We start from the raw sequence: 25,875 nt of genomic DNA on the forward strand, positions 1-25,875 counted from the left end.
TACACGGTTCCGGGTGCGGAACATCGCTGGTGCTGAACGGTCCTGTGGGGCGACGATGGCTGCGTGCCGCTCAAGGACGTCCTCGCCGCCACCCTCGTCATGCTCGTCTGGGGGATGAACTTCGTCGTGATCGACCGCGGCCTCGTGGGCGTCCCGCCGCTGGTGTTCGTCGCGGTGCGATTCGCCGTCGTGCTCCTCGCCCTGCCGTTCGTCGCGCGGCCCAGGGCGCCGCTGCGCAAGGTGCTGGCGGTCGGGGTGTTCATGAGCCTCGGGCAGTTCGGGCTGCTCTACACGGCGCTGGCCGTGGGGATGCCGCCCGGCCTCGCCTCGCTCGTCCTCCAGGCCCAGGCGGTGGTGACGGTCGCGCTCGCGGCCCTCGTGCTCGGCGAGCGGCCGCTGCGGGTGCAGCTCGCCGGCGTGGGGCTCGGGGTGGTGGGGCTCGGGGTGGTGGCCGTCGGGCGGGGTGGGCACGTGCCGGCGGTGGCGCTGGTCCTCTGCGTGCTCGCCGCGGTGTCGTGGGCGACGGGCAACGTGCTCGTCCGGCGGCTCGGGGTGCCGGGCGGGCTGGGGCTGACCGTGTGGTCGGCGCTCGTCGTGCCGGTACCGCTGCTCGCGCTGGCCTGCGTCGTCGACGGCCCGGCCGCGGTCGGCCACGCGCTGACCCACCTCTCGCTCGTCAACTGGCTCTCGACCGCGTACACCGCCGTGCTCGCCAGCCTCGTCGGCTACGGCATCTGGAACCGGCTGCTCGAGCACCACCCGGCCTCGGACGTCGCGCCGTTCACCCTGCTCGTGCCACCGGTCGGCATCGCGACGGCCTGGCTCGCCGACGGCGAGGTGCCGACCGCGCTCGTCGTGACCGGCGGCGTCCTCCTCGTCGCGGGCGTCGCGCTCGTGACCCTGGGGCCCCGGTGGCGCCGCCGGCCGGCTGCCCCGGTGGAGGTGTCCGCGGGCGGGTCGCACGCGGTGCGGTGAGGGGCCGTGGGACGCTCGGGCCGTGAGCGAGCGCGAAGACCTGAGGAGCCGGCTCGAGGCGGCGGGGCTGTCCGCGGAAGGGGTCGCGGCCGTGCTCGACCGGGTCCGGCCGGCCGTCGTCCTCGAGCCGGCGGAGCATCCCCCGAGCGGGTCCGGGGCGAGCCGTCTGGGCGGCTCGCCCGACCTGCCGCCGGACCTCGCGTGGCCCGAGCGGCCCGCGTTCGAGGACGGCGCGGCCACGGCGGCGGCCTACCTCGCCGCGAACGAGGACCCCACGCAGTGGTGGCGCCGGCTCGACGCGGCGCAGCAGGAGCGCATCGCCGAGGACCACCGCGTGCGGGCGCACCGGGTGGCCGGCACGGCCCCACTGTCCTTCGTCGCGCAGGTCGACCTCGCGCAGGTGGCGGCGACGGGGGAGACCCATCCCGAGCTCCCGACCACCGGTCGCCTCCTGTTCTTCTACGACCTGCTCGAGATGCCGTGGGGCTTCGCCCCGGGTGACGCGGTGGGGTCGCGGGTCCTCCACGACGACACCGACGTCGGCGCGCTCGTGCGCCGCGACCCGCCCGCCGACCTCGTCGCGCTCGGGTCCGAGGGAGTGCTCCCCGAGGTGGTGCTCCGTCCGCGGGCCACGCTGACGGCCCCTCCTCCGGGCGCCGGTGTGCTGGAGGGTCTCCTCCCCGACCACGACGCCGAGGCCTACCACGAGTGGTCGATGACGGCGATGGACGAGCCGGGCTGGGACACCCACCAGGTCGGTGGCTGGCCGCACCAGGTGCAGGGCGACATGCAGCTGGAGTGCGCGCTGGTCTCGGCCGGGCACTCCACCGGCGACGGCCGGGCCTTCGAGGACCCCGTGGTCCGGGCGGCGGCCGAGGAGGAGGCCCCGGAGTGGGTCCTCGTCCTCCAGGTGGCCTCGGACGACGACCGTGGGTTCATGTGGGGCGACTCCGGCTTCCTCTACGTGTGGATGCGTCGGAAGGACCTGCGCGAGCGCGCGTTCGAGCGGGCGCACCTCGTCCTCCAGTGCTTCTGAGCCCGCCGGACCTGCGTCAGCCGGCGTCGACCGCGACGACGTCGGGCCGCGCCGGCGGCTGCGGCCGGCGGGGGAGGGTCCGCACCGCGCGCGATCCCAGGACGCCGAGGGCGACGACCCCGACGGCCACGCCGCACACCGTGATCACGGAGGCGTACCCGAACCGGTCCCCGAGCGGGCCGATCGCCAGCTGGCCGAGCGGAACGGCGGCCATCGACCCGAGCGCGTCGTAGGAGTAGGCCCGCGACAGCTGGGACTCCTCGATGTTCTCCTGCATCGCGAGGTTCCAGCCCATCCCGAACACCTCGAGGCCGGCGCCGGCGAGGGCGGCGGCCGCGATGAGCAGGCCGGTGTGCGGCACGGTGCCGAGCAGCACCAGCGGCAGGGCGAGCAGGGCGACGGCGGGCATCCCGACGAGCAGGGGCCGCCCCAGCCGGACCCGCAGCAGGACGACCGTGGCCACGACGGCGCCGGCCGCCTCCGCGGACAGCACCCACCCCCAGGCCGCTCGTCCGATGGTCTCGCCGGCCAGGGCCGGCCCGAGGGTGAGCCAGGCCCCCGACCCCACCGCGTTGAGGACACCGAAGGCCGCGACCACCACCCAGAGCCACGTCGTGCTGCGGAAGAGGACCCAGCCCTCGCGCAGCTCGGACAACGGCGAGGCCCGCGGCCCGTCGGGAGTGGGCCGGGCCGGCGTGGCCCGGCGCACGGGCAGGAGGAGGAGGGCCGCCACGCCCCAGAGCGCGGCGTCGGCCAGAACGGCCCAGCCCGACCCCACGGTCACGACGAGCAGGGTGCCGAGGCTCGGCCCGAGGATCGTCGTCAGCCCCCGGGACATGCTGACGAGGGCGTTGGCCGGCTGCAGCGCGGAGGACGGCACGAGGGTGGGCACCATCCCCGCCATGGCCGGGAAGCCCACGCCGGAGGCCGCCCCCTGGAGCGCCTGGAGGGCGACGAGCTGCCACAGACGGGCGTCGCCGGTGAGCAGGAGGACCGCGGTGGCTCCCTGGAGCGCGGCGCTCGAGAGGTTCGAGACCTGCAGCACGAGCGCCCGGGGGAGCCGGTCGGCGACGACGCCCCCGAAGAGCAGCAGCAGCGTCATCGGCAGGATGCGGGCCGCGAGCACCTGGCCGAGCGCGGTCGCCGACCCCCCGACGTCGAGGACCGCGAAGGCCATCGCGACGAGGGCCGCGGTGCTCCCGAGGAGGTTGGCCGTGCGCGAGGCGAGGTACCAGGCGAAGGCGCGGTGCCGCAGCGGGGCGAGCGCCTCGGCCGCCGGGCTCACTGTTCCTCCAGGGGGAAGGCGAACATCGAGACGTTGACGGGCACCGCCCCGTCCGTCCGCGGCGGGCGGGCACCGTCGTGGACCAGGGCGGCCGCCCGCTCGAGCAGGGACAGGGCCTCGGACCAGGTGGCCGGGTCCACCCACACCTCGGCGTCGGTGACGATGCCCGGCGCGCCACGTCGCCGCAGGGCGTACCGGCGGTGCAGCTCCTCGGTGGCCGCGCGCACGACCAGCCGGGCGCTCGCGGGGTCCGGCGCGGGCCCCGTGGAGGCCGCGTCCGGCCGGTCGACCTCGCGCCACGGGTGCCGGTAGCGCACCGCCCTGCCACCCCGGATGACCTCCTCGCCGGCGACGACGATCTCGCCGGCGTCGCGCAGCACCCGCAGGTGGTAGGAGGCGTTGGCGTGGGTCAGGTCGAGCTCGCGCGCCACCTCGGCGGCGGTCAGCTCGGCGCCGGTGAGCAGCGACAGGATGCGCAGCCGCACGGGGTGGGCCAGGGCGCGCAGGGGGGCGTGCTCGCTCATCAGTACCTCCAAAGGGTCGTTGGGGAGTCTGACAGCCGGAGCCCTGGACCGTCAAGGACTTCTTGGGGGGTCGGCGACGCGCCACGCGAGCGGGGGTGCGCACCGGACGGCGGCCGCGGGTGTAGCGGCCGATTTGGTGCAGCCTCCGCCCTCTGGCACACTGGACGGGTTGCTTGGCGTGCGTGAGCGACCCCGAGGGGTCGATCGCGCCCACCGCGACGAGGAACTCGCACCGCCCACCCGGCGGGGCGGCTCGTCCGCGAAGAGCCAGGCCCCGGTTCCACCGGGACAGCCGAACCCCAGGATGAGGCACGGGAGACCGTGCGCCACCCGGACTGCGGAAGAAGGGCGACACGCCCGACCGCGGGGGTCGGAGGTTCCGCCGGAACCGGCCTTTGACAGATGGACGGCGAGTAGAGAGACGGGAACGTCAGATGGCGGGACAGAAGATCCGCATCCGCTTGAAGTCGTATGACCACGAGGTCATCGACAGCTCGGCGCGCAAGATCGTCGACACGGTCACGCGGGCCGGAGCGACCGTGGTCGGCCCCGTGCCGCTCCCGACGGAGAAGAACGTCTTCTGCGTCATCCGGTCGCCGCACAAGTACAAGGACAGCCGCGAGCACTTCGAGATGCGCACCCACAAGCGCCTCATCGACATCATCGACCCGACGCCCAAGGCCGTCGACTCGCTGATGCGTCTCGACCTCCCGGCTGACGTCAACATCGAGATCAAGCTCTGAGGCTCGCGATGACCACCACTGCCACGAAGACCCAGAAGGGTCTGCTGGGCACCAAGCTCGGCATGACCCAGGTGTGGGACGAGAACAACCGACTCGTGCCCGTCACCGTCATCCAGGCCGGCCCGAACGTCGTGACCCAGGTCCGCGCCGCCGAGGCCGACGGCTACGCCGCCGTGCAGCTCGGCTACGGCGCCATCGACCCGCGCAAGGTCACCAAGCCGCTCACCGGCCACTTCGAGAAGGCCGGCGTCACGCCGCGCCGCCACCTCGTCGAGATCCGCACCGCGGACGCCGCCGAGTACGCGCTCGGCCAGGAGCTCGGCGCCGACACCTTCGAGGTCGGCCAGTCCGTCGACGCGACGGCCACGACCAAGGGCAAGGGCTTCGCCGGTGTCATGAAGCGTCACGGCTTCCACGGCGTCAGCTCCTCGCACGGTGCGCACAAGAACCACCGCAAGCCCGGCTCGATCGGTGGGTGCGCCACCCCCGGTCGCGTGTTCAAGGGCATGCGCATGGCCGGCCGCATGGGCGGCGTGCGCCAGACCACGCAGAACCTCACGATCCACGCCGTGGACGCCGAGAAGGGCCTGCTGCTGCTCAAGGGTGCCGTTCCCGGTCCCCGCGGCGCGGTCGTCCTCGTCCGCTCGGCCGCGAAGGGGGCCTGACATGGCTACCAAGACCCTCGACGTCACCCTCCCCGCGGAGATCTTCGACGTCCAGACCAACGTGCCGCTGATCCACCAGGTCGTCGTCGCGCAGCTCGCCGCCGCCCGCCAGGGCACGCACGCGACGAAGACGCGTGGCGAGGTCCGCGGTGGCGGTCGCAAGCCGTACCGCCAGAAGGGCACCGGCCGCGCCCGCCAGGGCTCGACCCGGGCGCCGCAGTTCGCCGGTGGTGGCACCGTCCACGGCCCGCAGCCGCGTGACTACGCCCAGCGCACCCCCAAGAAGATGAAGGCCGCCGCCCTGCGCGGTGCCCTCTCCGACCGGGCCCGCCACGGCCGCGTCCACGTCGTCGAGGCGATCGCCAGCGGCGACGCCCCCTCGACCAAGGCGGCCCGCGAGCTGTTCGCCGGCCTCACCGAGCGCCCGAACCTGCTCGTCGTGCTCGACCGCACCGACATCGTGTCGATGAAGTCGGTCCGCAACCTCGCGGACGTGCACGTGCTCGCGGTCGACCAGCTCAACACCTACGACGTGCTGTGCGCGGACGAGGTCGTCTTCACCCAGGCCGCCTACGAGACCTTCACCGGCGAGACGGTCCAGGCCGCGCCGGCCAAGAAGGCCGCGGCGAAGAAGGCCCCGGCGAAGAAGGCCCCGGCGAAGAAGGCCGCGGAGACCGAGGTCGCCGAGGCGGCTCCGGCCGCCGACCTGCCCAAGGGTGCGGTCGCCGCGCTCGAGGACGGCAGCGCCCCCGAGGGCTACACCGTCAAGGGCAACGCCGACTCCGGCAAGTACCACGAGCCGGACGGCCAGTGGTACGAGCAGACCGTCGCCGAGTTCTGGTTCAAGACGGCCGCGGCGGCCGAGAAGGCCGGCTTCACCAAGGCCGGCGCGAAGGCTGATGTGGAGGACGAGAAGTGAGCCAGGACAAGAACCCCCGCGACATCCTGATCGCGCCGGTCGTGTCCGAGAAGTCGTACGGGCTCCTCGACGAGGGCAAGTACACCTTCATCGTCGACCCGCGCTCGAACAAGACCGAGATCAAGATCGCCGTCGAGCAGGTCTTCGGCGTGAAGGTCGACTCCGTCCACACGATGAACCGCAAGGGCAAGGCCCGTCGGACGCGGTTCGGCATCGGCAAGCGCAAGGACACCAAGCGCGCGATCGTCACCCTCCGCGAGGGCTCGATCGACATCTTCGGCAGCGCCGGCGCCTGAGGAACTGAGGACTGACAACACATGGGTATCCGTAAGTACAAGCCGACGACGCCGGGGCGTCGCGGGTCGAGCGTGGCGGACTTCGTCGAGGTCACCCGCTCCACCCCCGAGAAGTCCCTCGTCCGCCCGCTGACCAAGAGCGGTGGCCGCAACAACAACGGCCGCATCACCACCCGTCACATCGGTGGGGGCCACAAGCGCGCCTACCGCGTGATCGACTTCCGTCGTCACGACAAGGACGGCGTGCCCGCGAAGGTCGCGCACATCGAGTACGACCCCAACCGCACCGCGCGCATCGCGCTGCTGCACTACGCCGACGGCGAGAAGCGCTACATCCTCGCGCCGCGCGGCCTGGAGCAGGGCATGACGATCGAGAACGGTCCGGGTGCCGACATCAAGCCGGGCAACACCCTGCCGCTGCGCAACATCCCGACCGGTACGGTCATCCACGCCGTCGAGCTCAAGCCCGGTGGCGGCGCGAAGATCGCCCGCTCCGCCGGTGTGCGCGTGCAGCTCGTCGCCAAGGACGGCCCCTACGCGCAGCTGCGCATGCCGTCCGGTGAGATCCGCAACGTCGACGTGCGCTGCCGCGCCACCGTCGGCGAGGTCGGCAACGCCGAGCAGTCGAACATCAACTGGGGCAAGGCCGGCCGCATGCGCTGGAAGGGCAAGCGCCCGACCGTCCGTGGTGTCGTCATGAACCCGGTCGACCACCCGCACGGTGGTGGTGAGGGTCGCACGTCCGGTGGACGCCACCCGGTGTCCCCGTGGGGCAAGCCCGAGGGCCGCACCCGCCGCCCCGGCAAGCCGAGCGACAAGCTCATCGTCCGTCGCCGTCGCACTGGCAAGAAGCGCTGATAGGAGCCTGGAATGCCTCGTAGCCTGAAGAAGGGCCCCTTCATCGACGACCACCTTCAGAAGAAGGTGGATGTCCAGAACGAAGCGGGCACCAAGAACGTCATCAAGACCTGGTCGCGCCGGTCGGTCATCTCGCCCGACATGCTCGGTCACACCCTCGCCGTCCACGACGGCCGCAAGCACGTGCCGGTGTTCGTCACCGAGGCGATGGTCGGGCACAAGCTCGGCGAGTTCGCGCCGACCCGCACCTTCAAGGGTCACGTGAAGGACGACAAGAAGGGGCGTCGTCGCTGATGTCCGAGAACACCACCGTCGAGTCGCGGGCGGTCGCCCGCCACACGCGGATCGCGCCGATGAAGGCCCGCCGGGTCGTCGACCTCATCCGCGGCAAGGCCGCCCCCGAGGCCGTCTCGGTCCTGCGCTTCGCCCCCCAGGCGGCGAGCGAGCAGGTCCTCAAGGTCCTCGAGTCCGCCATCGCCAACGCGCGGGTCAAGGCCGACAAGACCGCCGAGCGCTTCGACGAGCGCGAGCTCGTCGTCTCCGCGGCCTTCGTCGACGAGGGCCCCACCATGAAGCGATTCCGTCCGCGCGCGCAGGGTCGCGCCGGCCGCATCAACAAGCGCACGAGCCACATCACCGTGGTCGTCGCCCCCAAGCCCGCCAAGACCACGAACGGAGGCACCCGCTGATGGGTCAGAAGGTCAACCCGCACGGCTTCCGTCTCGGGATCACCACGGAGCACAAGAGCCGTTGGTTCGCCGACTCCACCAAGGAGGGTCAGCGCTACCGCGACTACGTCAAGGAAGACGTGGCGATCCGCAAGCTCATGTCCACGGGCATGGACCGCGCGGGCATCGCGCGCGTCGACATCGAGCGCACCCGTGACCGGGTCCGCGTCGACATCCACACCGCCCGCCCGGGCATCGTCATCGGCCGCCGCGGCGCCGAGGCCGACCGCATCCGCGGCGAGCTCGAGAAGCTCACCGGCAAGCAGGTCCAGCTGAACATCCTCGAGGTCAAGAACCCCGAGGTCGAGGCCCAGCTCGTCGCGCAGGGCATCGCCGAGCAGCTCTCGGCGCGTGTCTCGTTCCGTCGCGCCATGCGCAAGGGCATGCAGTCGGCCACCCGCGCCGGCGCCAAGGGCATCCGCGTCCAGGTCTCCGGCCGCCTCGGCGGCGCGGAGATGAGCCGTACCGAGTTCTACCGCGAGGGGCGCGTGCCGCTGCACACCCTCCGCGCGCAGATCGACTACGGCCTGTACGAGGCCAAGACCACGTTCGGTCGCATCGGCGTCAAGGTGTGGATCTACAAGGGCGACATGACCGCTCGCGAGCTCGCGGCCCAGCAGGCCACCGCTCCGCGCCAGGGTCGTGGCCCGCGTCGTGACGGCGCCGACCGTCCGGCCCGCGCCCGTCGCACCGACGCCCCCGCCGCCGCGCAGGCCCCGGCCGAGCAGGCCCCGGCCGCTCCGAGCACCGAGGAGTCCTGACCATGTTGATTCCCCGTCGAGTCAAGCACCGCAAGCAGCACCACCCGGGTCGCTCGGGTATGGCCAAGGGCGGTACGACCATCGCGTTCGGCGACTACGGCATCCAGGCCCTCGAGCCCGCCTACGTCACGAACCGTCAGATCGAGTCCGCGCGTATCGCGATGACCCGCTACATCAAGCGTGGCGGAAAGGTCTGGATCAACATCTACCCGGACCGTCCGCTCACCAAGAAGCCCGCCGAGACCCGCATGGGTTCCGGCAAGGGCTCGCCGGAGTGGTGGATCGCGAACGTCAAGCCGGGCCGTGTCATGTTCGAGCTCTCCGGTGTCCCGGAGGACGTCGCGCGCGAGGCGCTCCGCCTCGCGATGCACAAGCTGCCGATGAAGTGCCGCTTCGTCCGGCGTGAGGGTGGTGACTTCTGATGGCAGTCGGTTCCAAGGACCTGACCTCCAAGGAGCTGCGGGGCCTCGACGACGAGCGTCTCGTCGACGAGCTCCGCAAGGCCAAGGAGGAGCTGTTCAACCTCCGGTTCCAGTCGGCCACCGGCCAGCTGGACAACCACGGCCGGCTCCGCGCCGTCCGCAAGGACATCGCCCGGATCTACACCGAGATGCGCGAGCGCGAGCTGGGCATCGGCGTGAAGGGTGAGGCCAAGTGAGCAACGAGAAGGACGAGACCGTGACCGCGACCATCGACCGCAGCTACCGCAAGACCCGCCAGGGCTACGTGGTCAGCGACAAGATGGACAAGACCGTCGTCGTCGAGGTCGAGGACCGCGTCAAGCACGCGCTGTACGGCAAGGTCATCCGCCGCTCGAGCAAGGTCAAGGCCCACGACGAGCAGAACGCCGCCGGTGTCGGCGACCGCGTCCTCATCATGGAGACCCGGCCGCTGTCCGCGACGAAGCGCTGGCGCGTCGTCGAGGTTCTCGAGAAGGCCAAGTAAGCCTCTGCCGCAAGGCAATCCCAGTCAGTTCGGCAAGGCTCGCCCCGGCGAGAACCAGCACGACGAGTAGGAGTTAGACAGTGATCCAGCAGGAGTCGCGACTGCGTGTCGCCGACAACACCGGTGCGAAGGAGATCCTCTGCATCCGTGTTCTCGGCGGTTCCGGTCGCCGGTACGCCGGTATCGGCGACACCATCGTCGCCACCGTCAAGGACGCGATCCCCGGCGGCAACGTCAAGAAGGGTGACGTCGTCAAGGCCGTCATCGTCCGGACCAAGAAGGAGCGCCGTCGCGCCGACGGGTCCTACATCAAGTTCGACGAGAACGCCGCCGTCATCCTCCGCAACGACGGAGACCCGCGTGGCACGCGCATCTTCGGCCCCGTGGGCCGCGAGCTGCGCGAGAAGAAGTTCATGAAGATCATCAGCCTGGCCCCGGAGGTGCTCTGACCCATGGCGAAGATCAAGAAGGGCGACACCGTCCAGGTGCTCGCCGGCAAGGACAAGGGCAGCACCGGCAAGGTCATCGCGGTCAACCGTGAGACCGGTCGCGTGACCGTCGAGGGTGTCAACCGGGTCACCCGGCACACCAAGGCGGGCGAGTCGGGCCGGGGCAGCCGCACCGGTGGCCTCATCGTGCAGGAGGCGCCGATCCACGTGAGCAACGTGGCCATCGTCGACCCCTCGGACAAGAAGCCGACCCGGATGAAGACCCGCGTCGAGACCGTCGAGCGGGACGGGCGCCAGAAGGCGACCCGCGTCCGCGTCGGCGTGCGCTCGGGCAAGGACCTGTGAGAGAGATGGCTGACACCGCAACCAAGCCGCGTCTCAAGACGCGCTACCAGGACGAGATCAAGTCCACCCTGCGCGACCAGTTCGGCTACCCGAACGTCATGCAGGTGCCGGGCGTCGTCAAGGTCGTCGTCAACATGGGCGTCGGCGACGCCGCCAAGGACAGCAAGCTCATCGAGGGCGCGGTCCGCGACCTGACGGCCATCACCGGCCAGAAGCCGGTCGTCACCAAGGCCCGCAAGTCCATCGCGCAGTTCAAGCTGCGCGAGGGCATGCCCATCGGTGCGCACGCCACCCTCCGCGGTGACCGCATGTGGGAGTTCCTCGACCGTCTCGTGACCGTCGCCCTCCCGCGCATCCGCGACTTCCGTGGCCTCTCGCCGAAGCAGTTCGACGGCCGGGGCAACTACACGTTCGGCCTCACCGAGCAGTCGATGTTCCACGAGATCGACCAGGACCGCATCGACCGCGTCCGCGGCATGGACATCACGGTCGTCACGACCGCGACGAACGACGACGAGGGACGCGCGCTGCTCAAGGCGCTCGGCTTCCCGTTCAAGGAGAACTGAGCATGGCCAAGACCGCCCTCGTCAACAAGGCGAACAAGAAGCCGAAGTTCTCGGTGCGTGGCTACACGCGCTGCCAGCGCTGCGGCCGTCCGCACTCGGTCTACCGCAAGTTCGGCCTCTGCCGGATCTGCCTGCGGGAGATGGCCCACGCGGGCGAGCTCCCCGGTGTGACCAAGTCCAGCTGGTAAGTCCTCACCCCGCCGCCCCGCGCGGCACCCCCATCCACAGACCATCTACAGCGCAGGTCCGCCGGAGAAACCGTCCGGAGGAAACCGTGCTGAGAGAGGGCGGAGAAGCCCAATGACCATGACCGACCCGATCGCGGACATGTTGACCCGCGTCCGGAACGCCAACTCGGCGCACAAGGACGACGTCTCCATGCCGTTCTCGAAGCTCAAGAGCCACATCGCCGAGATCCTCGAGGCCGAGGGCTACATCGCCGGCTGGACCGTCGAGGACGCCGAGGTGGGCAAGACCCTCACGGTGAACCTCAAGTACGGCCCCAACCGGGAGCGCTCGATCGCCGGCCTGCGCCGCGTCAGCAAGCCCGGCCTGCGCGTCTACGCCAAGTCGACGAACCTGCCCAAGGTCCTCGGCGGGCTCGGCGTCGCGATCATTTCCACCTCGTCTGGGCTCCTCACGGACCGCCAGGCGGCGACCAAGGGTGTGGGCGGGGAAGTCCTCGCCTACGTCTGGTAAGGGGCAGCTGACATGTCGCGAATCGGACGACTCCCCGTCACCGTCCCCTCCGGTGTCGACGTGACCATCGCTGGTCGCACCGTCACCGTCAAGGGCCCCAAGGGCGAGCTCACCCACACCGTCGCCGAGCCGATCTCGGTCGAGCAGGCCGACGGCACCCTCGAGGTCAAGCGCCCGGACGACGAGCGCGCGTCGCGCTCGCTGCACGGCCTGACCCGCTCGCTCATCAACAACATGGTGCTCGGTGTGACCGAGGGCTACGAGAAGAAGCTCGAGATCCACGGCACCGGGTACCGCGTGCTGGCCAAGGGCTCCAACCTCGAGTTCGCTCTCGGCTACTCGCACTCCATCACCGTCGAGCCGCCGGCCGGCATCACCTTCGCGGTGGAGAACCAGACCCGGTTCTCGGTCCAGGGCATCGACAAGCAGCTCGTCGGCGAGGTCGCCGCGAACATCCGCAAGCTCCGCAAGCCCGACCCGTACAAGGGCAAGGGCGTCCGCTACGCGGGCGAGCACATCCGCCGCAAGGTCGGAAAGGCTGGTAAGTAACCGATGGCCATGATCGTCAAGCGCGCCAAGGGCAAGTCGGCCGCACGCGTCCGCCGTCACACCCGCGTCCGCAAGCAGGTCGCCGGCACCGCCGTGCGTCCCCGCCTCGTCGTCTCGCGCTCCTCGCGCCACGTCTTCGTGCAGGTCGTCGACGACACCGTCGGCAAGACCGTCGCCTCGGCCTCGACCATGGAGGCCGACGTGCGCACCCTCGAGGGTGACAAGCGGGACAAGGCCAAGAAGGTCGGCGAGCTCGTCGCCGAGCGGGCCAAGGCCGCCGGTGTGGAGGCCGTCGTGTTCGACCGCGGTGGCAACCGCTACCACGGTCGCGTCGCCGCCATCGCGGACGGCGCTCGGGAAGGCGGGCTGGCCCTGTGACCCACGCTGCCCGTACCACCACGAACGTCGAGAAGAGGAACATCTGATGCCAGGACCCCAGCGTCGAGGCACCGGGACCGGTGGCGCCGAGCGCGGCGACCGCCGGGGTGGCCGTGACGACCGTCGCGGCGGCCGCGACTCCCGTGAGGCCGAGAAGAACCAGTACCTCGAGCGTGTCGTGACCATCAACCGTGTCGCCAAGGTCGTCAAGGGTGGTCGTCGCTTCAGCTTCACCGCCCTCGTCGTCGTCGGCGACGGTGACGGCACCGTCGGTGTCGGCTACGGCAAGGCCAAGGAGGTGCCCGCGGCGATCGCCAAGGGTGTCGAGGAGGCGAAGAAGAACTTCTTCCGCGTCCCGCGCATCCAGGGCACCATCCCGCACCCCGTCCAGGGTGAGGCCGCCGCCGGCGTCGTCATGCTGCGCCCCGCCAGCCCCGGTACCGGTGTCATCGCCGGTGGCCCGGTGCGTGCGGTCCTCGAGTGCGCCGGCATCCACGACGTGCTGTCCAAGAGCCTCGGCTCGGACAACGCGATCAACATCGTCCACGCCGCGGTCGAGGCCCTCAAGGGTCTCGAGCGTCCCGAGGCCGTCGCCGCCCGTCGCGGGCTGCCGGTCGACCAGGTCGCCCCCGCCGCGATGCTCCGCGCCCAGGCCGCCGGCCTGGCCGAGGCCAAGGCTGGTGCGTGATGGCTCGTCTCAAGGTCACCCAGACCCGGTCCGGCATCGGGGGCAAGCAGAACCAGCGCGACACCCTGCGGTCGCTCGGTCTGAAGCGCATCGGCGACGTCGTCGTCAAGGAGGACCGTCCCGAGATCCGCGGGATGGTCAAGACGGTCCCGCACCTCGTGACCGTCGAGGAGGTTGAGTGAGCATGGCTGACACCAAGAAGGCCGCTGCGAAGGCCGCGACGGACACCGCTCCGGCGCTGAAGGTGCACCACCTGCGCCCGGCGCCGGGTGCCAAGTCCGCCAAGATCCGCGTCGGTCGCGGTGAGGGCGGCAAGCGCGGCAAGACCGCGGGTCGTGGCACCAAGGGCACCAAGGCCCGGTACCAGGTCCCCGCCGGCTTCCAGGGCGGCACCACGCCGCTGCACATGCGGTTCCCGAAGCTCCGCGGCTTCAAGAACCCGTTCAAGACCGAGTACCAGGTCGTGAACCTCGACAAGCTGTCGTCGCTCTACCCCGACGGTGGCGACGTGAGCGTCGAGGACCTGGTCGCCAAGGGAGCCGTCCGCGACGGCCACCCGGTCAAGGTGCTCGGCACCGGCGAGATCAGCGTCAAGGTCGCCGTCACGGCGCACGCGTTCTCCGCCAGCGCCAAGGAGAAGATCGAGGCTGCGGGCGGCTCGGCGACGACCGCCTGACCCCCCTCGATGACCGCGTGTCGCAGGGCCGGCTCCGGGACTCGTCCCGGTGCCGGCCCTGCGCCGCGTCCACCCCACCCACCCGTCCTGCCCCACGCCGGGGCAGCGGGTATGTTGTGACGGTTCGTTGACGACGTGGCCACATCCCCGGCCGCACCCTGGAGGACCCTGTGCTCACCGCTTTCGGCCGCGCGTTCAAGACGCCCGACCTGCGCAGGAAGCTGCTCTTCACGCTGTTCATCATCGTGCTGTTCCGGCTCGGCTCGCACGTGCCGACGCCCGGGGTCAGCTACCCGCTGGTGCAGCAGTGCATCAAGGGCGCGGACAACAGCAACCAGCTGCTCGGCCTGATCAACCTCTTCAGCGGCGGCGCGCTGCTGCAGCTCTCGATCTTCGCGCTGGGGATCATGCCGTACATCACGGCGAGCATCATCGTCCAGCTGCTCACCGTGGTCATCCCGCGGTTCGAGGCCCTCAAGAAGGAGGGCCAGGCCGGCCAGACGAAGATGACGCAGTACACGCGCTACCTGACGATCGGGCTCGCCGTCCTGCAGAGCTCGACGCTCATCACCTTCGCGCAGAACCCCGCGACGCTGTTCAACAACCCGTCGTGCACGAACATCCTGTCGTCCGACTCGGTCGTCACGATCCTCATCATGGTCCTGACGATGACCGCCGGCACCGGCGTCATCATGTGGATGGGTGAGCTCGTCACCGACAAGGGCGTCGGCAACGGCATGTCGCTCCTCATCTTCACCTCGATCGCCGCGCAGTTCCCGTCCTCGCTGTGGCAGATCCAGCAGCGCTCGGGCTGGACCACCTTCCTCGGCGTGATCCTGCTCGGCTTCGTCGTCATCTCGCTCGTGGTCTTCGTCGAGCAGAGCCAGCGCCGCATCCCCGTCCAGTACGCCAAGCGGATGGTCGGCCGGCGCGTCTACGGCGGGACGTCCACGTACATCCCGCTCAAGGTCAACATGGCCGGCGTCATCCCCGTGATCTTCGCCTCCTCGCTGCTGACCCTGCCGACCCTCGTGGCACAGTTCAACCAGAGCCCGACCGGCGTCAACCCTGGGTGGGTCGACTGGATCAACGCCCACCTCGTGCGCGGTGACCACCCGTACTACATGGCCCTCTACACGGGGCTGATCCTCTTCTTCACGTTCTTCTACGTGTCGATCACGTTCAACCCGACCGAAGTCGCCGACAACATGAAGAAGTACGGCGGCTTCATCCCGGGTATCCGCGCCGGGCGACCCACGGCCGAGTACCTCAACTACGTCCTGACCCGGATCACCGTGCCCGGCGCGATCTACCTCGCGCTGATCTCGCTCCTCCCGCTCGTCGCGCTGGTCCTGGTCGAGGCGAACCAGAACTTCCCCTTCGGCGGCACCTCGATCCTGATCATCGTCGGTGTCGGCCTGGAGACGGTGAAGCAGATCGAGGCCCAGCTGCAGCAGCGTCACTACGAAGGGTTCCTCAGGTAAATGACACCCCGTAAAGTTTCTCCCCCGCTCCGCTCCTCCGAATACTTCACGGGGGCCCCGTCATAATGCGACTCATCATCCTCGGGCCGCCCGGTGCCGGTAAGGGCACGCAGGCGTCCCGGATCGCCGAGCACTTCGGCATCCCGGCCATCTCGACCGGCGACATCTTCCGCGCCAACATCAAGAACGAGACGCCGCTCGGGCAGCAGGTCAAGGAGATCCTCGCCTCCGGCGGGTACGTCTCCGACGAGATCACCAACGCCATCGTCGAGGACCGCCTCGGCCAGGACGACTGCGCACGGGGCTTCCTGCTCGACGGCTACCCGCGCACCCTCGCCCAGGTCGAGGCGCTCGACGCGATGCTGGCCTCCGCGGGGGCCTCGCTGGACCGGGTCCTCGAGCTCACCGTCGAGGACGACGTCGTGGTCGGCCGGCTGCTCAAGCGGGCAGAGGTCGAGGGTCGCTCGGACGACACCGAGGACGTCATCCGCGAGCGGATGGCCATCTACCACCGCGAGACCCGTCCGCTCTCCGACACCTACGACGCGCGCGGCCTGCTCGTGCGCGTCGACGGCGCCGGCGCGGTCGACGAGGTGACCGGGCGCATCACGTCCACCCTCGCCCCCGCCTGACCTCACCCGGGCGGGTCCAACCCGTCGAAAGTACAGAACACGCCGTCTGCGCCTGGTGCCGGACGGCGTGTTCTGTACTTTCGACGGGGTCCTGTGGAGAACTCAGTGGGCGATGGGGCCGCGGCCGCGACGCTGCCTGCATGCACCCGTCCGACCTGCCCGCGAGCCTCGGCAGCGGTGCCTTCAGCACGAGCGCCGCACGGGCAGCCGGGGTGCCGGCGAGCAGGTTGCGCCGCGCGGACCTGCACCACCCCACCCGGGGCGCGCACGTCCGGTCGGTGCCGACCGCACTCGTCGACCGGGCGGCGGGCCACCTCGCGGGGCTCCCGGACGGACGGGCCTTCTCGCACCTGACGGCGGCTCGGTTGCGGGGGTTGCCGCTCCCGGGCCATCTCGAGCGCGAGGCCGACGACGGGCCGCTGCACGTCATGGCGCCCACCACGGACGGGCACACCCGGCGCCGGGGGTGCACCGGTCACCGCGGGCTGGAGTGGCGGAGCACCACCGAGGTCCACGGGCTCCCGCTGGTCTCGCCCGAGGACACCTGGTGCGACCTCGGCGAGCTGGGTCACGTGCTGACCGTGGACGACCTCGTGGTCGCCGGCGACGCCGTCGTGGCCGGGGTCGAGACCGGGACTGCCGACGCGCAGTGGATGCTCCGCCGGCCGCTCGAGCATCGGGTCCGGCCCCGGGGGAAGGTGCGCCTGGTGGAGGCGCTCACGCTGGTGCGGCCGGGTGTGCGCTCGCCGATGGAGAGTCGTGCGCGGCTGATGTTCGTGCACACCGGCTTCCCCGAGCCGGCGGTGAACGCGCCCCTGACGGACCGGGCCGGTGAGTGGCTGGCCGACGGTGACCTCGTGTGGGAGGAACAGCGGGTCGTCGGTGAGTACCAGGGTGCGCACCACGCGTCCCGCCGTCGCAGGAGCGCTGACTCCTCCCGGCAGGCCGGGCTGGCGGAGGAGGACTGGACGGTCCTGGAGATCTGGGCCGAGGACGTGCTCGTCGGGGGCCGTCGGACCGCGTGCCTGCTGCGCTTCGCCCGAGAGCTGGGCATCGACCCGCGCCACCTGCAGATCTGACCCCGTCGAAGGTACAGAACACGCCGTGGTGCCCCGGGTGCGCACGGCGTGTTCTGTACTTTCGACGGGTTTCGGGCGGGGGACCGGCCGCGGGTAGGGTCGCGGCATGGGACTGTTCAGCCGTGACCGGTGCGAGGGCAAGACGCCCGAGCAGCTCGCGATGATGCGCACCGCCGGCCTGCTCGTCGGGCGCACCCTCGAGCTGGTCGTGGCCGCGGTCCGCCCGGGCGTGACCACCCTCGAGCTCGACACCCTCGCCGAGACGCACATCCGCGACCACGGCGGCATCCCGAACTTCCAGCTCGTCCCCGGCTACAGCCACACCCTCTGCACGAGCGTCAACGAGGAGATCGTCCACGGCATCCCGGGCCCGCGCGTCCTGGAGGCCGGCGACCTGCTCTCCATCGACTGCGGCGCCGAGGTGGCCGGCTGGAACGGCGACTCGGCGCTCACCGTGGTGGTCGGCGGCACCGAGGCGGCGCGTCCCGAGGACCTCGCGCTGAGCGAGGACACCGAGACCTCGCTCTGGGCCGGCATCGCCGCGCTGCGCGTCGGCGTGCCGCTCTACGACGTGGGGGCCGCGGTCGAGGACGCGGTGGTCGAGGCCGGCGCCCGCCGTGGCCGCGAGTACGGCATCGTCGAGGACTACGTCGGCCACGGCATCGGCACCTCGATGCACATGGACCCGCAGGTGCCGAACTACCGCGTCCAGGGCCGCAGCCCGAAGGTCCCCGACGGCCTGACCATCTGCATCGAGCCGATGGTCACCCTCGGCGACCAGGACAACACGATCCTCGACGACGACTGGACCGTCGTGACGCGCGACGGCTCGCGGGCGGCCCACTGGGAGCACTCGGTGGCCGTCACCGAGGCCGGTCTCTGCGTGCTCACCGCGCTCGACGGCGGCCGCGAGCGGCTCACCGCCCTGGGCGCCCCGTACGCGGAGATCGCCCCCGCCTGAGCACCCCTCGGCGCGAGCCCGGGTGACCGATCTCTCGGTGAGCCGCGCCCCCGGCGTGGCTAGGGTTGATGCGGACCACCGACGACCCTGGGAGAGCCCGATGACGACGCCGTCGCCCGCGCAGGACCTCATGGCGCTCGCCGACGGCTTCGAGCCCCGCACGCGCGAGAACTGGCTCGGGCTGGTCGCCGACGTGCTCAACAAGCGCCGCCGCGACGACGACCCCGTCGCGCCCGAGGACGCCGAGGCGGCCCTGCGCACCGCCCTCGACGGCGGCCTCTCCACCGAGGGCCTCTACCTGCGCGAGGACCGCACCCTCGGCCGGCCCGGCGCGATGCCCTTCACCCGGGGGCGTGCCCTGCGCGACGGCACGCTGCCGTGGGACGTCCGCCAGCTGCACGACGACCCCGATGCCGCCCGCTCGCGCGAGGCCGTGCTCGACGACCTCGAGCACGGCGTCACCTCGGTGTGGGTGCACGTGGGGGAGGACGGCGTCGCCGCCTCCGACCTGCCGAGCGTGCTCGCCGACGTCCGGCTCGACCTCGCGCCGGTCGTCGTGAGCTCGTGGACCGACCAGCCCGGCGCGGCGCGGGCCCTGCTCGACCACGTCGGCGACGCCGGGTCGGTCGGCGGCAACCTCGGCCTCGACCCCGTCGGCGCGGCCCTGCGCACCGGCTCCGCCCCCGACCTGGCACCGCTCGCCGGGATGGTCCGCGCCTGCGCCGGCCGTGCGGGCTGGTGGGCCGTCACCGTCGACGCCCGGGTGCTCCACGACGCCGGCGCGAGCGAGGTCGACGCTCTCGCCGTCGCCGTCGCCACGGGCGTCGAGTACCTGCGCCGGCTCGAGGCCGACGGCATCGACCCGGTCGAGGCCTTCGAGCACGTCGAGTTCCGCGTCAGCGCCACCGCCGACCAGTTCCTCACCGCCGCCGTCCTGCGCGCCCTCCGCCGTGTCTGGGCGCGGGTCGGCGAGGCGGTGGGCGTCCCCGAGGAGGACCGCGGCGCCCGCACGCACGCCGTGACGAGCCTGCGGATGGCCAGCCGCGAGCAGCCGTTCACCAACGTGCTGCGCAACACCCTCGCGGTCTTCGGCGCCTCGATCGGCGGCGCCGACTCCGTCACCGTCCTGCCCCACGACACCATCGCCGGCCTCCCGGAACGGTTCTCGCGCAGGCTCGCCCGCAACACCCAGATCCTGCTCGCCGCCGAGTCCAACGTCGGCCGCGTCACCGACCCCGGCGGCGGCTCGTGGTACCTCGAGTCGCTCACCGACGAGGTGGCCGAGCACGCGTGGGCCCGGTTCCAGGAGGTCGAGCGGGCCGGTGGCGTGCTCGCGGCGCTCGACGCCGGTCTCCTCCACGCGTGGGTCGAGGCCGCCACCACCGAGCGTGAGCGGCTGCTCGCCACGCGCGCCCGGCCCCTGACCGGCGTCTCGATGTTCCCCGACCTCGCCGACACCGCCCCGGAGCGCCGCCCCCGTGCCGTCGTCGCCGCCACCGACCAAGCCCTCGTCCCACGCCGTGACGCCGCCGCCTACGAGGCGCTGCGCGACCGCGCCCGCCGCCTCGACCACGCGGCGGTGACGGTCCGCACCCTCGGCACGCAGCGCGACTTCGGTCCGCGACAGGCGTTCACGGCCAACCTGCTCGCGGCGGGCGGCATCGCCACCACCGACGAGCCCACCGCCGTCGCCGTCCTGGCGAGCAGCCGCGAGCAGTACGCCGAGCAGGGGCGCGCCGCTGTCGAGGAGCTGCGCGCCGCCGGAGCCACGCACGTCCTCGTCGCCGGTCGGGCCCGCGAGCTCGGCGACGCGGCCGACGTCGTCGACGGAGAGCTCTACGACGGCGTCGACGTCGTGGCACTGCTCGACGACCTCCTCGACCGACTCGGCGCCCCGGCGGAAGGAGAGCCCCGATGACCGCCGTCCCCGACTTCACCGCGATCGACCTCGGCGCAGCCGCACCGGCTACCCCGGCGCCCGACGCGGGAACCGCCGCGGACACCGCCAGCTGGACCACGCCCGAGGGCATCGAGGTCCCGCCGCTCTACACCGAGCACGACCTCGAGGGGCTCGACTTCCTCGACACCGTCCCCGGCGCCCCGCCGTACCTGCGCGGCCCGTACCCGACGATGTACACGACGCAGCCGTGGACCATCCGGCAGTACGCGGGCTTCAGCACGGCCGAGGAGTCCAACGCCTTCTACCGGCGCAACCTCGCCGCCGGCCAGAAGGGCCTGAGCGTCGCCTTCGACCTCGCGACCCACCGCGGCTACGACTCCGACCACCCGCGTGTCTCGGGCGACGTCGGGATGGCCGGTGTGGCCATCGACTCGATCTACGACATGCGCACCCTCTTCGACGGCATCCCCCTCGACCGGATGTCGGTGTCGATGACGATGAACGGCGCCGTCATCCCGGTGCTCGCGCTCTACGTCGTGGCGGCCGAGGAGCAGGGGGTGGGCGCGGACCAGCTGACGGGGACCATCCAGAACGACATCCTCAAGGAGTTCATGGTCCGCAACACCTACATCTACCCGCCCGAGCCGTCGATGCGGATCATCAGCGACATCTTCGCGTTCACGAGCCAGGAGATGCCGCGCTTCAACTCGATCTCGATCTCCGGGTACCACATGCAGGAGGCCGGGGCGACGCAGGACCTCGAGCTCGCGTACACCCTCGCCGACGGCGTCGAGTACCTGCGCGCCGGCAAGGCCGTGGGCCTCGACGTCGACCGCTTCGCCCCGCGCCTGTCGTTCTTCTGGGCGATCGGCATGAACTTCTACATGGAGGTCGCGAAGATGCGGGCCGCGCGCCTGCTCTGGGCCCGCCTCGTGCGCGAGCAGGGCGCGACCAACCCGAAGTCGCTCAGCCTGCGCACGCACAGCCAGACCTCCGGATGGAGCCTCACCGCCCAGGACGTCTTCAACAACGTCGTGCGCACCTGCGTCGAGGCGATGGCCGCCACACAGGGCCACACCCAGTCCCTCCACACGAACGCCCTCGACGAGGCCATCGCCCTCCCGACCGACTTCTCGGCCCGGATCGCCCGCAACACCCAGCTGCTCCTCCAGCAGGAGTCGGGCACGACGCGCGTCATCGACCCGTGGGCCGGCTCGGCCTACGTCGAGCGGCTGACCCACGACCTCGCCGAGCGCGCGTGGCAGCACATCGAGGAGGTCGAGGCCGCCGGCGGCATGGCCAAGGCCATCGAGGCCGGCATCCCGAAGATGCGCATCGAGGAGGCGGCCGCCCGCACGCAGGCGCGCATCGACTCCGGCCACCAGCCGGTCATCGGCGTCAACACCTACGTCGTCGACGTCGACGAGCCCATCGAGGTGCTCAAGGTCGACAACGCGGCCGTGCGCGCCAGCCAGGTCGCCAAGCTCGAGCGGCTGCGCGCGGAGCGCGACGAGGAGGCCTGCCGCGCAGCGCTGTCCCGGATGACCGACGCCGCCCGCTCCGGCTCCGACGGCACCCTCGGCACCAACCTGCTCGCCCTCGCCATCGAGGCGGCCCGCGCGAAGGCGACCGTCGGCGAGATGTCGAGCGCGATGGAGGAGGCCTTCGGCCGCTACACCGCCCAGATCCGTACGATCGGGGGCGTGTACAGCGCCGAGGCGGGGGAGGACGCCACCGTCCACGCCGCCCAGCAGGCCGTCGAGGAGTTCGAGGAGGAGCAGGGCCGCCGCCCCCGCATCCTCGTCGCGAAGATGGGCCAGGACGGCCACGACCGCGGCCAGAAGGTCATCGCCACCGCCTTCGCCGACCTCGGGTTCGACGTCGACGTGGGCCCGCTGTTCCAGACCCCCGAGGAGGTCGCACGCCAGGCCGTCGAGGCCGACGTGCACGTCGTCGGCGTCAGCTCGCTGGCCGCCGGGCACCTCACCCTCGTGCCGGCGCTCCGGAAGGCCCTGGACGACCTCGGCCGCGAGGACCTGATGATCGTCGTCGGCGGCGTCATCCCGGACCAGGACCACGAGGCCCTGCGGGCCGCCGGTGCCGACGCCATCTACCCGCCGGGCACGGTCATCAGCAAGGCCGCCCTGACCCTCGTCGCCGAGCTGCGCGAGCGGCTCGGGTGAGGCAGCCGGCCTCCACCGCGGAGCTCGTCGCGGGCGTGCTCGCGGGGGAGCGCCAGCAGGTCGCCCGGGCCATCACCCTCCTGGAGTCGCGGCGCCCCGACCACCGCGAGCAGGCCCGCGAGCTCCTCGCCGCGGTCGCCGACCGCACCGGGGGAGCGGTGCGGGTCGGCATCACCGGGGTGCCGGGCGCCGGCAAGTCGACGTTCATCGACGCCCTCGGCGTCCGGCTCGTCGAGCAGGGGCACCGGGTGGCCGTCGTCGCCGTCGATCCCAGCTCGCGGCGCACCGGCGGCTCCATCCTCGGCGACCGCACCCGGATGGCCCGCCTCGCCGCCTCCGACTCCGCGTTCGTGCGGCCGAGCCCCTCCGGGCGCCACCTCGGCGGTGTGGCCCGGGCCACCCGCGAGTCGATGCTCGTCCTCGAGGCGGCCGGCTACGACGTCGTCGTCGTCGAGACCGTCGGTGTCGGGCAGAACGAGATCGCCGTCTCCGAGATGGTCGACACCTTCCTGCTGCTCACCCTCGCGCGGGCCGGCGACCAGCTCCAGGGCATCAAGCGCGGCATCCTCGAGCTCGCCGACGTCATCGCGGTCAACAAGGCCGACGGCGACGGCGAGCTCCCCGCCAAGGGTGCGGCCCGCGAGCTGGCCGGGGCGATGCGCCTGATGATGCCCGGCGCCGGCGTGCGACGGCCCCCGGTCCTCACCTGCTCGGCCGTCACCGGCGACGGGCTCGACGACGTGTGGCAGGCCGTCCTCGACCACCGATCCCATCTCGAGGCCGAGCACGGGCTGGCGCAGCGTCGCGCCCAGCAGCAGCAGGACTGGATGTGGGCGCTCGTCGACTCGGCCCTCAGCGACGGAATCCGTGCCTCGCAGGCAGTGCGCGCCGAGCGGGCCGACCTCGAAGCCGCCGTGCGCGCCGGGGAGACCAGTGCGGTGGAGGGGAGCGCGCGGCTCCTCGAGCTCTACGCCGCGGACCTGCGCGCCGCGGATTCCGAAGGCTGAGCCCGGCATCATCCGTTCGGCCGATGCGCCCTCCACTGCTCGGCCGTGCGTGGAGGGCCGAAACGGCAGGTCGGGGAGGCGGGGCTGGAGATCCCGCTCCCGGGCGGGCATCGTGGATTCCGCACCCGGTGATCCGGACCCCACGGTCCGGCCCTGTCCACCGGGCGCAGGGCCCGGAGCCGCCCCCTGCACGGTCTCCGGTCCCGTCCAGTCCACCGGGTCGGCCAACCCTGCAACGGCCGGCCCGGTGGACTCGTTTCCGGGCCGGGGCACCGATTTCGTGTCCGCCCCCCTCCTGCCGTAGCATTGAACGTCGGTCACGTGTGCGTTCCTGCATGGGTGCATCCCTGCCAGGAGCAGCACGGGGCCGATTTCCATGAGCCAGCCCGACCTCACCGAGGGGCTGGCCGCACGGCGGATTGAGAGGGTATGGCCAAGAAGGACGGCGTCATCGAGATCGAGGGCACGATCGTCGAGGCACTCCCGAACGCGATGTTCCGGGTCGAGCTCACGAACGGTCACAAGGTGCTCGCGCACATCTCCGGCAAGATGCGACAGCACTACATCCGGATCCTCCCCGAGGACCGCGTGGTGGTGGAGCTGAGCCCGTACGACCTGACCCGCGGCCGCATCGTCTTCCGCTACCGCTGAGAACGAATCGACGAGACAGCAAAGGCGACATGAAGGTTCAGCCGAGCGTCAAGAAGATCTGTGACAAGTGCAAGGTGATCCGCCGCAACGGTCGGGTCATGGTGATCTGCGAGAACCTGCGCCACAAGCAGCGCCAGGGCTGACGCGAGTCAGACGCAGCACCGCCTCGCGAGAGGCCGCACGAGGTCACCGATCCTCGAGCAGACGCAACACACAGAAGCACGCAGCACCCGACCCCCGACGGGTCGCCTGGAACAGCAGGCGGACGCGGGACGTCACCCCCGGCACGGAGGCCGGGGACCGGACCAGGATGGGCCGGACCGGTGTTGTGCCAGACCTCCGACAACCAGCAAAGGAAACCATCCACAGATGGCACGTCTCATGGGCGTCGACCTCCCGCGCGACAAGCGCGCCGAGGTCGCACTGACCTACATCTTCGGAGTCGGCAAGACCAGCGCGCAGAAGGCGCTCGCGGCCACCGGGGTCAGCCCCGACACCCGCGTGAAGGACCTCGTGGACGAGGACCTCGTCAAGCTCCGCGACTGGATCGAGGACAACCTCAAGGTCGAGGGTGACCTGCGCCGCGAGGTGCAGGCGGACATCCGCCGCAAGGTGGAGATCGGGTCCTACGAGGGCCTGCGTCACCGTCGTGGCCTGCCCGTCCGCGGGCAGCGCACCAAGACCAACGCGCGCACCCGCAAGGGCCCCAAGCGCACCGTGGCCGGCAAGAAGAAGGCCGGTAAGTGACCTGCGGCTGACGCCGCGCTCACACCGACCCTCCCCGAAGACTCAGTAGGAGAAACACATGCCTCCCAAGGGCCGCACGACCGGCGCCAAGAAGGTGCGCCGCAAGGAGAAGAAGAACGTCGCGGTGGGCCAGGCCCACATCAAGAGCACGTTCAACAACACGATCATCTCGATCACCGACCCCACCGGGGCCGTCATCAGCTGGGCCTCGGCCGGGCAGGTCGGCTTCAAGGGCTCGCGCAAGTCCACGCCGTTCGCGGCGCAGACGGCCGCCGAGGCCGCTGCGCGTCGTGCCATGGAGCACGGCATGCGCAAGGTGGACGTCTTCGTCAAGGGCCCGGGGTCCGGTCGCGAGACCGCCATCCGCTCCCTGACCGCTGCCGGCCTCGAGGTCGGCTCGATCCAGGACGTCACCCCGCAGCCGCACAACGGCGTCCGCCCGCCCAAGCGCCGCCGCGTCTGAGCGCCGACAGACTTCGCGAAAGGTAAGAGAGAGACATGGCCCGTTACACCGGACCCATCACGAAGAAGTCGCGTCGCCTCAAGACCGACCTCGTCGGTGGTGACAAGAACTTCGACCTCCGCCCGTTCCCGCCCGGCCAGCACGGCCGTCGCCGGATGCAGGAGAAGGAGTACCTGACCCAGCTGCAGGAGAAGCAGAAGGCCCGCTTCACCTACGGCGTCATGGAGAAGCAGTTCCGTCGGTACTACAAGGAGGCGGCCAACCGCCCCGGCAAGACCGGCGAGAACATCCTGACGATCCTCGAGTCCCGCCTCGACAACGTCGTCTACCGCGCCGGCCTGGCCCGCACCCGCCGTGCGGCCCGCCAGCTCGTCACGCACGGCCACTTCGAGGTCAACGGCGTGCGCGTCGACGTCCCGAGCTACCGGGTCGAGCAGTACGACATCATCACCGTGCGCAAGCAGTCGGTCGAGACCTTCCCGATCCAGCTCGCCCGCGAGACCTACGGCGACCGCCCGACCCCGGCCTGGCTCCAGGTCGTCCCGGGCTCGCTCCAGGTCCTCGTGCACCAGCTGCCGACGCGGGCCCAGATCGACACCGTGCTCACCGAGCAGCTCATCGTCGAGTTCTACTCGAAGAACTGACCGGGACGGGACGCCGCGCGCCAGGCGCGTGCGGCGTCC

36 protein-coding genes and 1 pseudogene are annotated in these 25,875 nt (G+C 71.3%); 35 read left to right on the top strand and 2 right to left on the bottom strand.

What is annotated here, in order from left to right:
• Positions 1-63 precede the first annotated feature (63 nt).
• Entirely contained in the window at positions 64-975 is a 912-nt protein-coding gene (locus tag ACQZ2A_RS12685) for an EamA family transporter (protein WP_430211527.1), read from the top strand.
• 22 nt (positions 976-997) lie between these two features.
• Positions 998-2,011 (top strand): YwqG family protein, encoded by a 1,014-nt coding sequence (locus ACQZ2A_RS12690; RefSeq protein ID WP_430211529.1) that lies wholly within the window; start codon positions 998-1,000, stop codon positions 2,009-2,011.
• Positions 2,012-2,027: 16 nt separating this feature from the next.
• Here the strand turns inward: ACQZ2A_RS12690 and ACQZ2A_RS12695 are convergent, their stop codons facing one another.
• Both ACQZ2A_RS12695 and ACQZ2A_RS12700 read right to left on the bottom strand, forming a co-directional pair.
• Positions 2,028-3,296, bottom strand: a complete 1,269-nt coding sequence (locus ACQZ2A_RS12695) for an MFS transporter (protein WP_430211531.1) — start codon at positions 3,294-3,296, stop codon at positions 2,028-2,030.
• Entirely contained in the window at positions 3,293-3,820 is a 528-nt protein-coding gene (locus tag ACQZ2A_RS12700; RefSeq protein ID WP_430211533.1) for an ArsR/SmtB family transcription factor, read from the bottom strand. Before ACQZ2A_RS12700 ends, ACQZ2A_RS12695 begins: the two co-directional genes overlap by 4 nt.
• A 434-nt stretch (positions 3,821-4,254) precedes the next feature.
• Between ACQZ2A_RS12700 and rpsJ the strand changes: the two genes are divergently transcribed.
• From rpsJ to rpsD, 33 genes and pseudogenes are all read left to right on the top strand, one after another.
• Complete coding sequence (gene rpsJ, locus ACQZ2A_RS12705; protein ID WP_012867945.1) at positions 4,255-4,563, top strand: 30S ribosomal protein S10; 309 nt, start codon at positions 4,255-4,257, stop codon at positions 4,561-4,563.
• Between the two features lie 8 nt (positions 4,564-4,571).
• Positions 4,572-5,228 (top strand): 50S ribosomal protein L3, encoded by a 657-nt coding sequence (gene rplC / locus ACQZ2A_RS12710; RefSeq protein ID WP_430211538.1) that lies wholly within the window; start codon positions 4,572-4,574, stop codon positions 5,226-5,228.
• Position 5,229: 1 nt separating this feature from the next.
• Positions 5,230-6,147, top strand: coding sequence for a 50S ribosomal protein L4 (gene rplD / locus ACQZ2A_RS12715; RefSeq protein WP_430211540.1), 918 nt, complete (start codon positions 5,230-5,232; stop codon positions 6,145-6,147).
• Positions 6,144-6,443, top strand: a complete 300-nt coding sequence (gene rplW, locus ACQZ2A_RS12720; RefSeq protein WP_055815483.1) for a 50S ribosomal protein L23 — start codon at positions 6,144-6,146, stop codon at positions 6,441-6,443. Before rplD ends, rplW begins: the two co-directional genes overlap by 4 nt.
• A gap of 21 nt (positions 6,444-6,464) precedes the next feature.
• The gene (rplB, locus tag ACQZ2A_RS12725) at positions 6,465-7,301 is read left to right on the top strand and encodes a 50S ribosomal protein L2 (protein WP_204130579.1); all 837 of its coding nucleotides are present in this window, start codon (positions 6,465-6,467) and stop codon (positions 7,299-7,301) included.
• Positions 7,302-7,313: 12 nt separating this feature from the next.
• Positions 7,314-7,595, top strand: a complete 282-nt coding sequence (gene rpsS, locus ACQZ2A_RS12730; RefSeq protein ID WP_055815489.1) for a 30S ribosomal protein S19 — start codon at positions 7,314-7,316, stop codon at positions 7,593-7,595.
• Complete coding sequence (gene rplV, locus ACQZ2A_RS12735; protein WP_430211545.1) at positions 7,595-7,990, top strand: 50S ribosomal protein L22; 396 nt, start codon at positions 7,595-7,597, stop codon at positions 7,988-7,990. The genes rpsS and rplV overlap by 1 nt, the downstream gene beginning before the upstream one ends.
• Positions 7,990-8,790 carry a 30S ribosomal protein S3 gene (gene rpsC / locus ACQZ2A_RS12740; protein WP_430211547.1) on the top strand — a complete coding sequence of 267 codons (801 nt, stop codon included), beginning with the start codon at positions 7,990-7,992 and terminating at the stop codon, positions 8,788-8,790. The genes rplV and rpsC overlap by 1 nt, the downstream gene beginning before the upstream one ends.
• A gap of 2 nt (positions 8,791-8,792) precedes the next feature.
• Positions 8,793-9,212 (top strand): 50S ribosomal protein L16, encoded by a 420-nt coding sequence (gene rplP, locus ACQZ2A_RS12745; protein ID WP_055815498.1) that lies wholly within the window; start codon positions 8,793-8,795, stop codon positions 9,210-9,212.
• Positions 9,212-9,424 (top strand): annotated as a pseudogene (rpmC, locus tag ACQZ2A_RS12750) (50S ribosomal protein L29); the annotation flags it as partial. The gene rplP and the pseudogene rpmC, both read left to right, overlap by 1 nt.
• Before the next feature lie 20 nt (positions 9,425-9,444).
• Positions 9,445-9,735 carry a 30S ribosomal protein S17 gene (gene rpsQ, locus ACQZ2A_RS12755; protein WP_430211551.1) on the top strand — a complete coding sequence of 97 codons (291 nt, stop codon included), beginning with the start codon at positions 9,445-9,447 and terminating at the stop codon, positions 9,733-9,735.
• Positions 9,736-9,815: 80 nt separating this feature from the next.
• Positions 9,816-10,184: a 50S ribosomal protein L14 gene (rplN, locus tag ACQZ2A_RS12760; protein WP_166118037.1), complete on the top strand. Its 369-nt coding sequence runs from the start codon at positions 9,816-9,818 to the stop codon at positions 10,182-10,184.
• Between the two features lie 3 nt (positions 10,185-10,187).
• Positions 10,188-10,529 carry a 50S ribosomal protein L24 gene (gene rplX / locus ACQZ2A_RS12765; RefSeq protein WP_430211555.1) on the top strand — a complete coding sequence of 114 codons (342 nt, stop codon included), beginning with the start codon at positions 10,188-10,190 and terminating at the stop codon, positions 10,527-10,529.
• A 5-nt stretch (positions 10,530-10,534) separates the two neighbouring features.
• The gene (gene rplE, locus ACQZ2A_RS12770) at positions 10,535-11,095 is read left to right on the top strand and encodes a 50S ribosomal protein L5 (RefSeq protein WP_430211557.1); all 561 of its coding nucleotides are present in this window, start codon (positions 10,535-10,537) and stop codon (positions 11,093-11,095) included.
• Positions 11,096-11,097: 2 nt separating this feature from the next.
• Positions 11,098-11,283 (top strand): type Z 30S ribosomal protein S14, encoded by a 186-nt coding sequence (locus ACQZ2A_RS12775; protein ID WP_204130573.1) that lies wholly within the window; start codon positions 11,098-11,100, stop codon positions 11,281-11,283.
• A gap of 112 nt (positions 11,284-11,395) precedes the next feature.
• Positions 11,396-11,794: a 30S ribosomal protein S8 gene (gene rpsH, locus ACQZ2A_RS12780; protein WP_430211560.1), complete on the top strand. Its 399-nt coding sequence runs from the start codon at positions 11,396-11,398 to the stop codon at positions 11,792-11,794.
• A 12-nt stretch (positions 11,795-11,806) separates the two neighbouring features.
• A complete protein-coding gene (rplF, locus tag ACQZ2A_RS12785; RefSeq protein WP_430211562.1) occupies positions 11,807-12,343 on the top strand; it encodes a 50S ribosomal protein L6 in 537 nt (178 codons plus the stop codon).
• Between the two features lie 3 nt (positions 12,344-12,346).
• Positions 12,347-12,721 carry a 50S ribosomal protein L18 gene (gene rplR, locus ACQZ2A_RS12790; protein ID WP_430211563.1) on the top strand — a complete coding sequence of 125 codons (375 nt, stop codon included), beginning with the start codon at positions 12,347-12,349 and terminating at the stop codon, positions 12,719-12,721.
• Between the two features lie 46 nt (positions 12,722-12,767).
• On the top strand, positions 12,768-13,409 hold the full coding sequence (rpsE, locus tag ACQZ2A_RS12795) for a 30S ribosomal protein S5 (protein ID WP_430211565.1): 642 nt from the start codon (positions 12,768-12,770) through the stop codon (positions 13,407-13,409).
• Entirely contained in the window at positions 13,409-13,591 is a 183-nt protein-coding gene (rpmD, locus tag ACQZ2A_RS12800; RefSeq protein WP_430211567.1) for a 50S ribosomal protein L30, read from the top strand. Before rpsE ends, rpmD begins: the two co-directional genes overlap by 1 nt.
• Before the next feature lie 2 nt (positions 13,592-13,593).
• Positions 13,594-14,085 carry a 50S ribosomal protein L15 gene (rplO, locus tag ACQZ2A_RS12805; protein WP_430211570.1) on the top strand — a complete coding sequence of 164 codons (492 nt, stop codon included), beginning with the start codon at positions 13,594-13,596 and terminating at the stop codon, positions 14,083-14,085.
• A gap of 170 nt (positions 14,086-14,255) precedes the next feature.
• Positions 14,256-15,569, top strand: coding sequence for a preprotein translocase subunit SecY (gene secY / locus ACQZ2A_RS12810; RefSeq protein WP_430211573.1), 1,314 nt, complete (start codon positions 14,256-14,258; stop codon positions 15,567-15,569).
• Between the two features lie 65 nt (positions 15,570-15,634).
• Positions 15,635-16,201 (top strand): adenylate kinase, encoded by a 567-nt coding sequence (locus tag ACQZ2A_RS12815; RefSeq protein ID WP_430211575.1) that lies wholly within the window; start codon positions 15,635-15,637, stop codon positions 16,199-16,201.
• A 140-nt stretch (positions 16,202-16,341) separates the two neighbouring features.
• Positions 16,342-17,280 carry a hypothetical protein gene (locus ACQZ2A_RS12820; RefSeq protein WP_430211577.1) on the top strand — a complete coding sequence of 313 codons (939 nt, stop codon included), beginning with the start codon at positions 16,342-16,344 and terminating at the stop codon, positions 17,278-17,280.
• Positions 17,281-17,386: 106 nt separating this feature from the next.
• On the top strand, positions 17,387-18,241 hold the full coding sequence (gene map / locus ACQZ2A_RS12825; RefSeq protein WP_430211580.1) for a type I methionyl aminopeptidase: 855 nt from the start codon (positions 17,387-17,389) through the stop codon (positions 18,239-18,241).
• A gap of 100 nt (positions 18,242-18,341) precedes the next feature.
• On the top strand, positions 18,342-20,159 hold the full coding sequence (locus ACQZ2A_RS12830; RefSeq protein ID WP_430211582.1) for a methylmalonyl-CoA mutase subunit beta: 1,818 nt from the start codon (positions 18,342-18,344) through the stop codon (positions 20,157-20,159).
• Entirely contained in the window at positions 20,156-22,324 is a 2,169-nt protein-coding gene (gene scpA / locus ACQZ2A_RS12835) for a methylmalonyl-CoA mutase (RefSeq protein ID WP_430211585.1), read from the top strand. The genes ACQZ2A_RS12830 and scpA overlap by 4 nt, the downstream gene beginning before the upstream one ends.
• The gene (gene meaB, locus ACQZ2A_RS12840) at positions 22,321-23,331 is read left to right on the top strand and encodes a methylmalonyl Co-A mutase-associated GTPase MeaB (RefSeq protein ID WP_430211587.1); all 1,011 of its coding nucleotides are present in this window, start codon (positions 22,321-22,323) and stop codon (positions 23,329-23,331) included. Before scpA ends, meaB begins: the two co-directional genes overlap by 4 nt.
• 429 nt (positions 23,332-23,760) lie before the next feature.
• Entirely contained in the window at positions 23,761-23,982 is a 222-nt protein-coding gene (gene infA, locus ACQZ2A_RS12845; RefSeq protein ID WP_006946284.1) for a translation initiation factor IF-1, read from the top strand.
• 29 nt (positions 23,983-24,011) lie between these two features.
• The gene (rpmJ, locus tag ACQZ2A_RS12850) at positions 24,012-24,125 is read left to right on the top strand and encodes a 50S ribosomal protein L36 (RefSeq protein ID WP_006592630.1); all 114 of its coding nucleotides are present in this window, start codon (positions 24,012-24,014) and stop codon (positions 24,123-24,125) included.
• 226 nt (positions 24,126-24,351) lie between these two features.
• Entirely contained in the window at positions 24,352-24,729 is a 378-nt protein-coding gene (gene rpsM, locus ACQZ2A_RS12855) for a 30S ribosomal protein S13 (protein ID WP_430211594.1), read from the top strand.
• A gap of 58 nt (positions 24,730-24,787) precedes the next feature.
• Positions 24,788-25,192 carry a 30S ribosomal protein S11 gene (gene rpsK / locus ACQZ2A_RS12860; protein WP_128366906.1) on the top strand — a complete coding sequence of 135 codons (405 nt, stop codon included), beginning with the start codon at positions 24,788-24,790 and terminating at the stop codon, positions 25,190-25,192.
• A 35-nt stretch (positions 25,193-25,227) separates the two neighbouring features.
• The gene (gene rpsD, locus ACQZ2A_RS12865) at positions 25,228-25,836 is read left to right on the top strand and encodes a 30S ribosomal protein S4 (RefSeq protein ID WP_430211598.1); all 609 of its coding nucleotides are present in this window, start codon (positions 25,228-25,230) and stop codon (positions 25,834-25,836) included.
• The last annotated feature ends 39 nt before the right edge of the window (positions 25,837-25,875 follow it).

The sequence above is a fragment of the Phycicoccus avicenniae genome (assembly GCF_050496545.1).
GTDB classification, from domain to species: domain Bacteria; phylum Actinomycetota; class Actinomycetes; order Actinomycetales; family Dermatophilaceae; genus Phycicoccus; species Phycicoccus avicenniae_A.

Coding starts and splice junctions, on each gene's coding strand:
- rplO (WP_430211570.1), top strand. CDS start 13,594: ATGGCTGACACCAAGAAGGCCGCTGCGAAGGCCGCGACGGACACCGCT.
- rplD (WP_430211540.1), top strand. CDS start 5,230: ATGGCTACCAAGACCCTCGACGTCACCCTCCCCGCGGAGATCTTCGAC.
- ACQZ2A_RS12775 (WP_204130573.1), top strand. CDS start 11,098: ATGGCCAAGACCGCCCTCGTCAACAAGGCGAACAAGAAGCCGAAGTTC.
- rplV (WP_430211545.1), top strand. CDS start 7,595: ATGTCCGAGAACACCACCGTCGAGTCGCGGGCGGTCGCCCGCCACACG.
- rplR (WP_430211563.1), top strand. CDS start 12,347: ATGGCCATGATCGTCAAGCGCGCCAAGGGCAAGTCGGCCGCACGCGTC.
- rpsK (WP_128366906.1), top strand. CDS start 24,788: ATGCCTCCCAAGGGCCGCACGACCGGCGCCAAGAAGGTGCGCCGCAAG.
- map (WP_430211580.1), top strand. CDS start 17,387: ATGGGACTGTTCAGCCGTGACCGGTGCGAGGGCAAGACGCCCGAGCAG.
- rpmD (WP_430211567.1), top strand. CDS start 13,409: ATGGCTCGTCTCAAGGTCACCCAGACCCGGTCCGGCATCGGGGGCAAG.
- rpsE (WP_430211565.1), top strand. CDS start 12,768: ATGCCAGGACCCCAGCGTCGAGGCACCGGGACCGGTGGCGCCGAGCGC.
- ACQZ2A_RS12815 (WP_430211575.1), top strand. CDS start 15,635: ATGCGACTCATCATCCTCGGGCCGCCCGGTGCCGGTAAGGGCACGCAG.
- rplB (WP_204130579.1), top strand. CDS start 6,465: ATGGGTATCCGTAAGTACAAGCCGACGACGCCGGGGCGTCGCGGGTCG.
- scpA (WP_430211585.1), top strand. CDS start 20,156: ATGACCGCCGTCCCCGACTTCACCGCGATCGACCTCGGCGCAGCCGCA.
- rplE (WP_430211557.1), top strand. CDS start 10,535: ATGGCTGACACCGCAACCAAGCCGCGTCTCAAGACGCGCTACCAGGAC.
- ACQZ2A_RS12820 (WP_430211577.1), top strand. CDS start 16,342: ATGCACCCGTCCGACCTGCCCGCGAGCCTCGGCAGCGGTGCCTTCAGC.
- rpsH (WP_430211560.1), top strand. CDS start 11,396: ATGACCATGACCGACCCGATCGCGGACATGTTGACCCGCGTCCGGAAC.
- rplP (WP_055815498.1), top strand. CDS start 8,793: ATGTTGATTCCCCGTCGAGTCAAGCACCGCAAGCAGCACCACCCGGGT.
- rpsD (WP_430211598.1), top strand. CDS start 25,228: ATGGCCCGTTACACCGGACCCATCACGAAGAAGTCGCGTCGCCTCAAG.
- rpsJ (WP_012867945.1), top strand. CDS start 4,255: ATGGCGGGACAGAAGATCCGCATCCGCTTGAAGTCGTATGACCACGAG.
- rplF (WP_430211562.1), top strand. CDS start 11,807: ATGTCGCGAATCGGACGACTCCCCGTCACCGTCCCCTCCGGTGTCGAC.
- rpmJ (WP_006592630.1), top strand. CDS start 24,012: ATGAAGGTTCAGCCGAGCGTCAAGAAGATCTGTGACAAGTGCAAGGTG.
- rpsS (WP_055815489.1), top strand. CDS start 7,314: ATGCCTCGTAGCCTGAAGAAGGGCCCCTTCATCGACGACCACCTTCAG.
- infA (WP_006946284.1), top strand. CDS start 23,761: ATGGCCAAGAAGGACGGCGTCATCGAGATCGAGGGCACGATCGTCGAG.
- rpsC (WP_430211547.1), top strand. CDS start 7,990: ATGGGTCAGAAGGTCAACCCGCACGGCTTCCGTCTCGGGATCACCACG.
- ACQZ2A_RS12700 (WP_430211533.1), bottom strand. CDS start 3,820: ATGAGCGAGCACGCCCCCCTGCGCGCCCTGGCCCACCCCGTGCGGCTG.
- rpsM (WP_430211594.1), top strand. CDS start 24,352: ATGGCACGTCTCATGGGCGTCGACCTCCCGCGCGACAAGCGCGCCGAG.
- ACQZ2A_RS12830 (WP_430211582.1), top strand. CDS start 18,342: ATGACGACGCCGTCGCCCGCGCAGGACCTCATGGCGCTCGCCGACGGC.
- rplC (WP_430211538.1), top strand. CDS start 4,572: ATGACCACCACTGCCACGAAGACCCAGAAGGGTCTGCTGGGCACCAAG.
- rplX (WP_430211555.1), top strand. CDS start 10,188: ATGGCGAAGATCAAGAAGGGCGACACCGTCCAGGTGCTCGCCGGCAAG.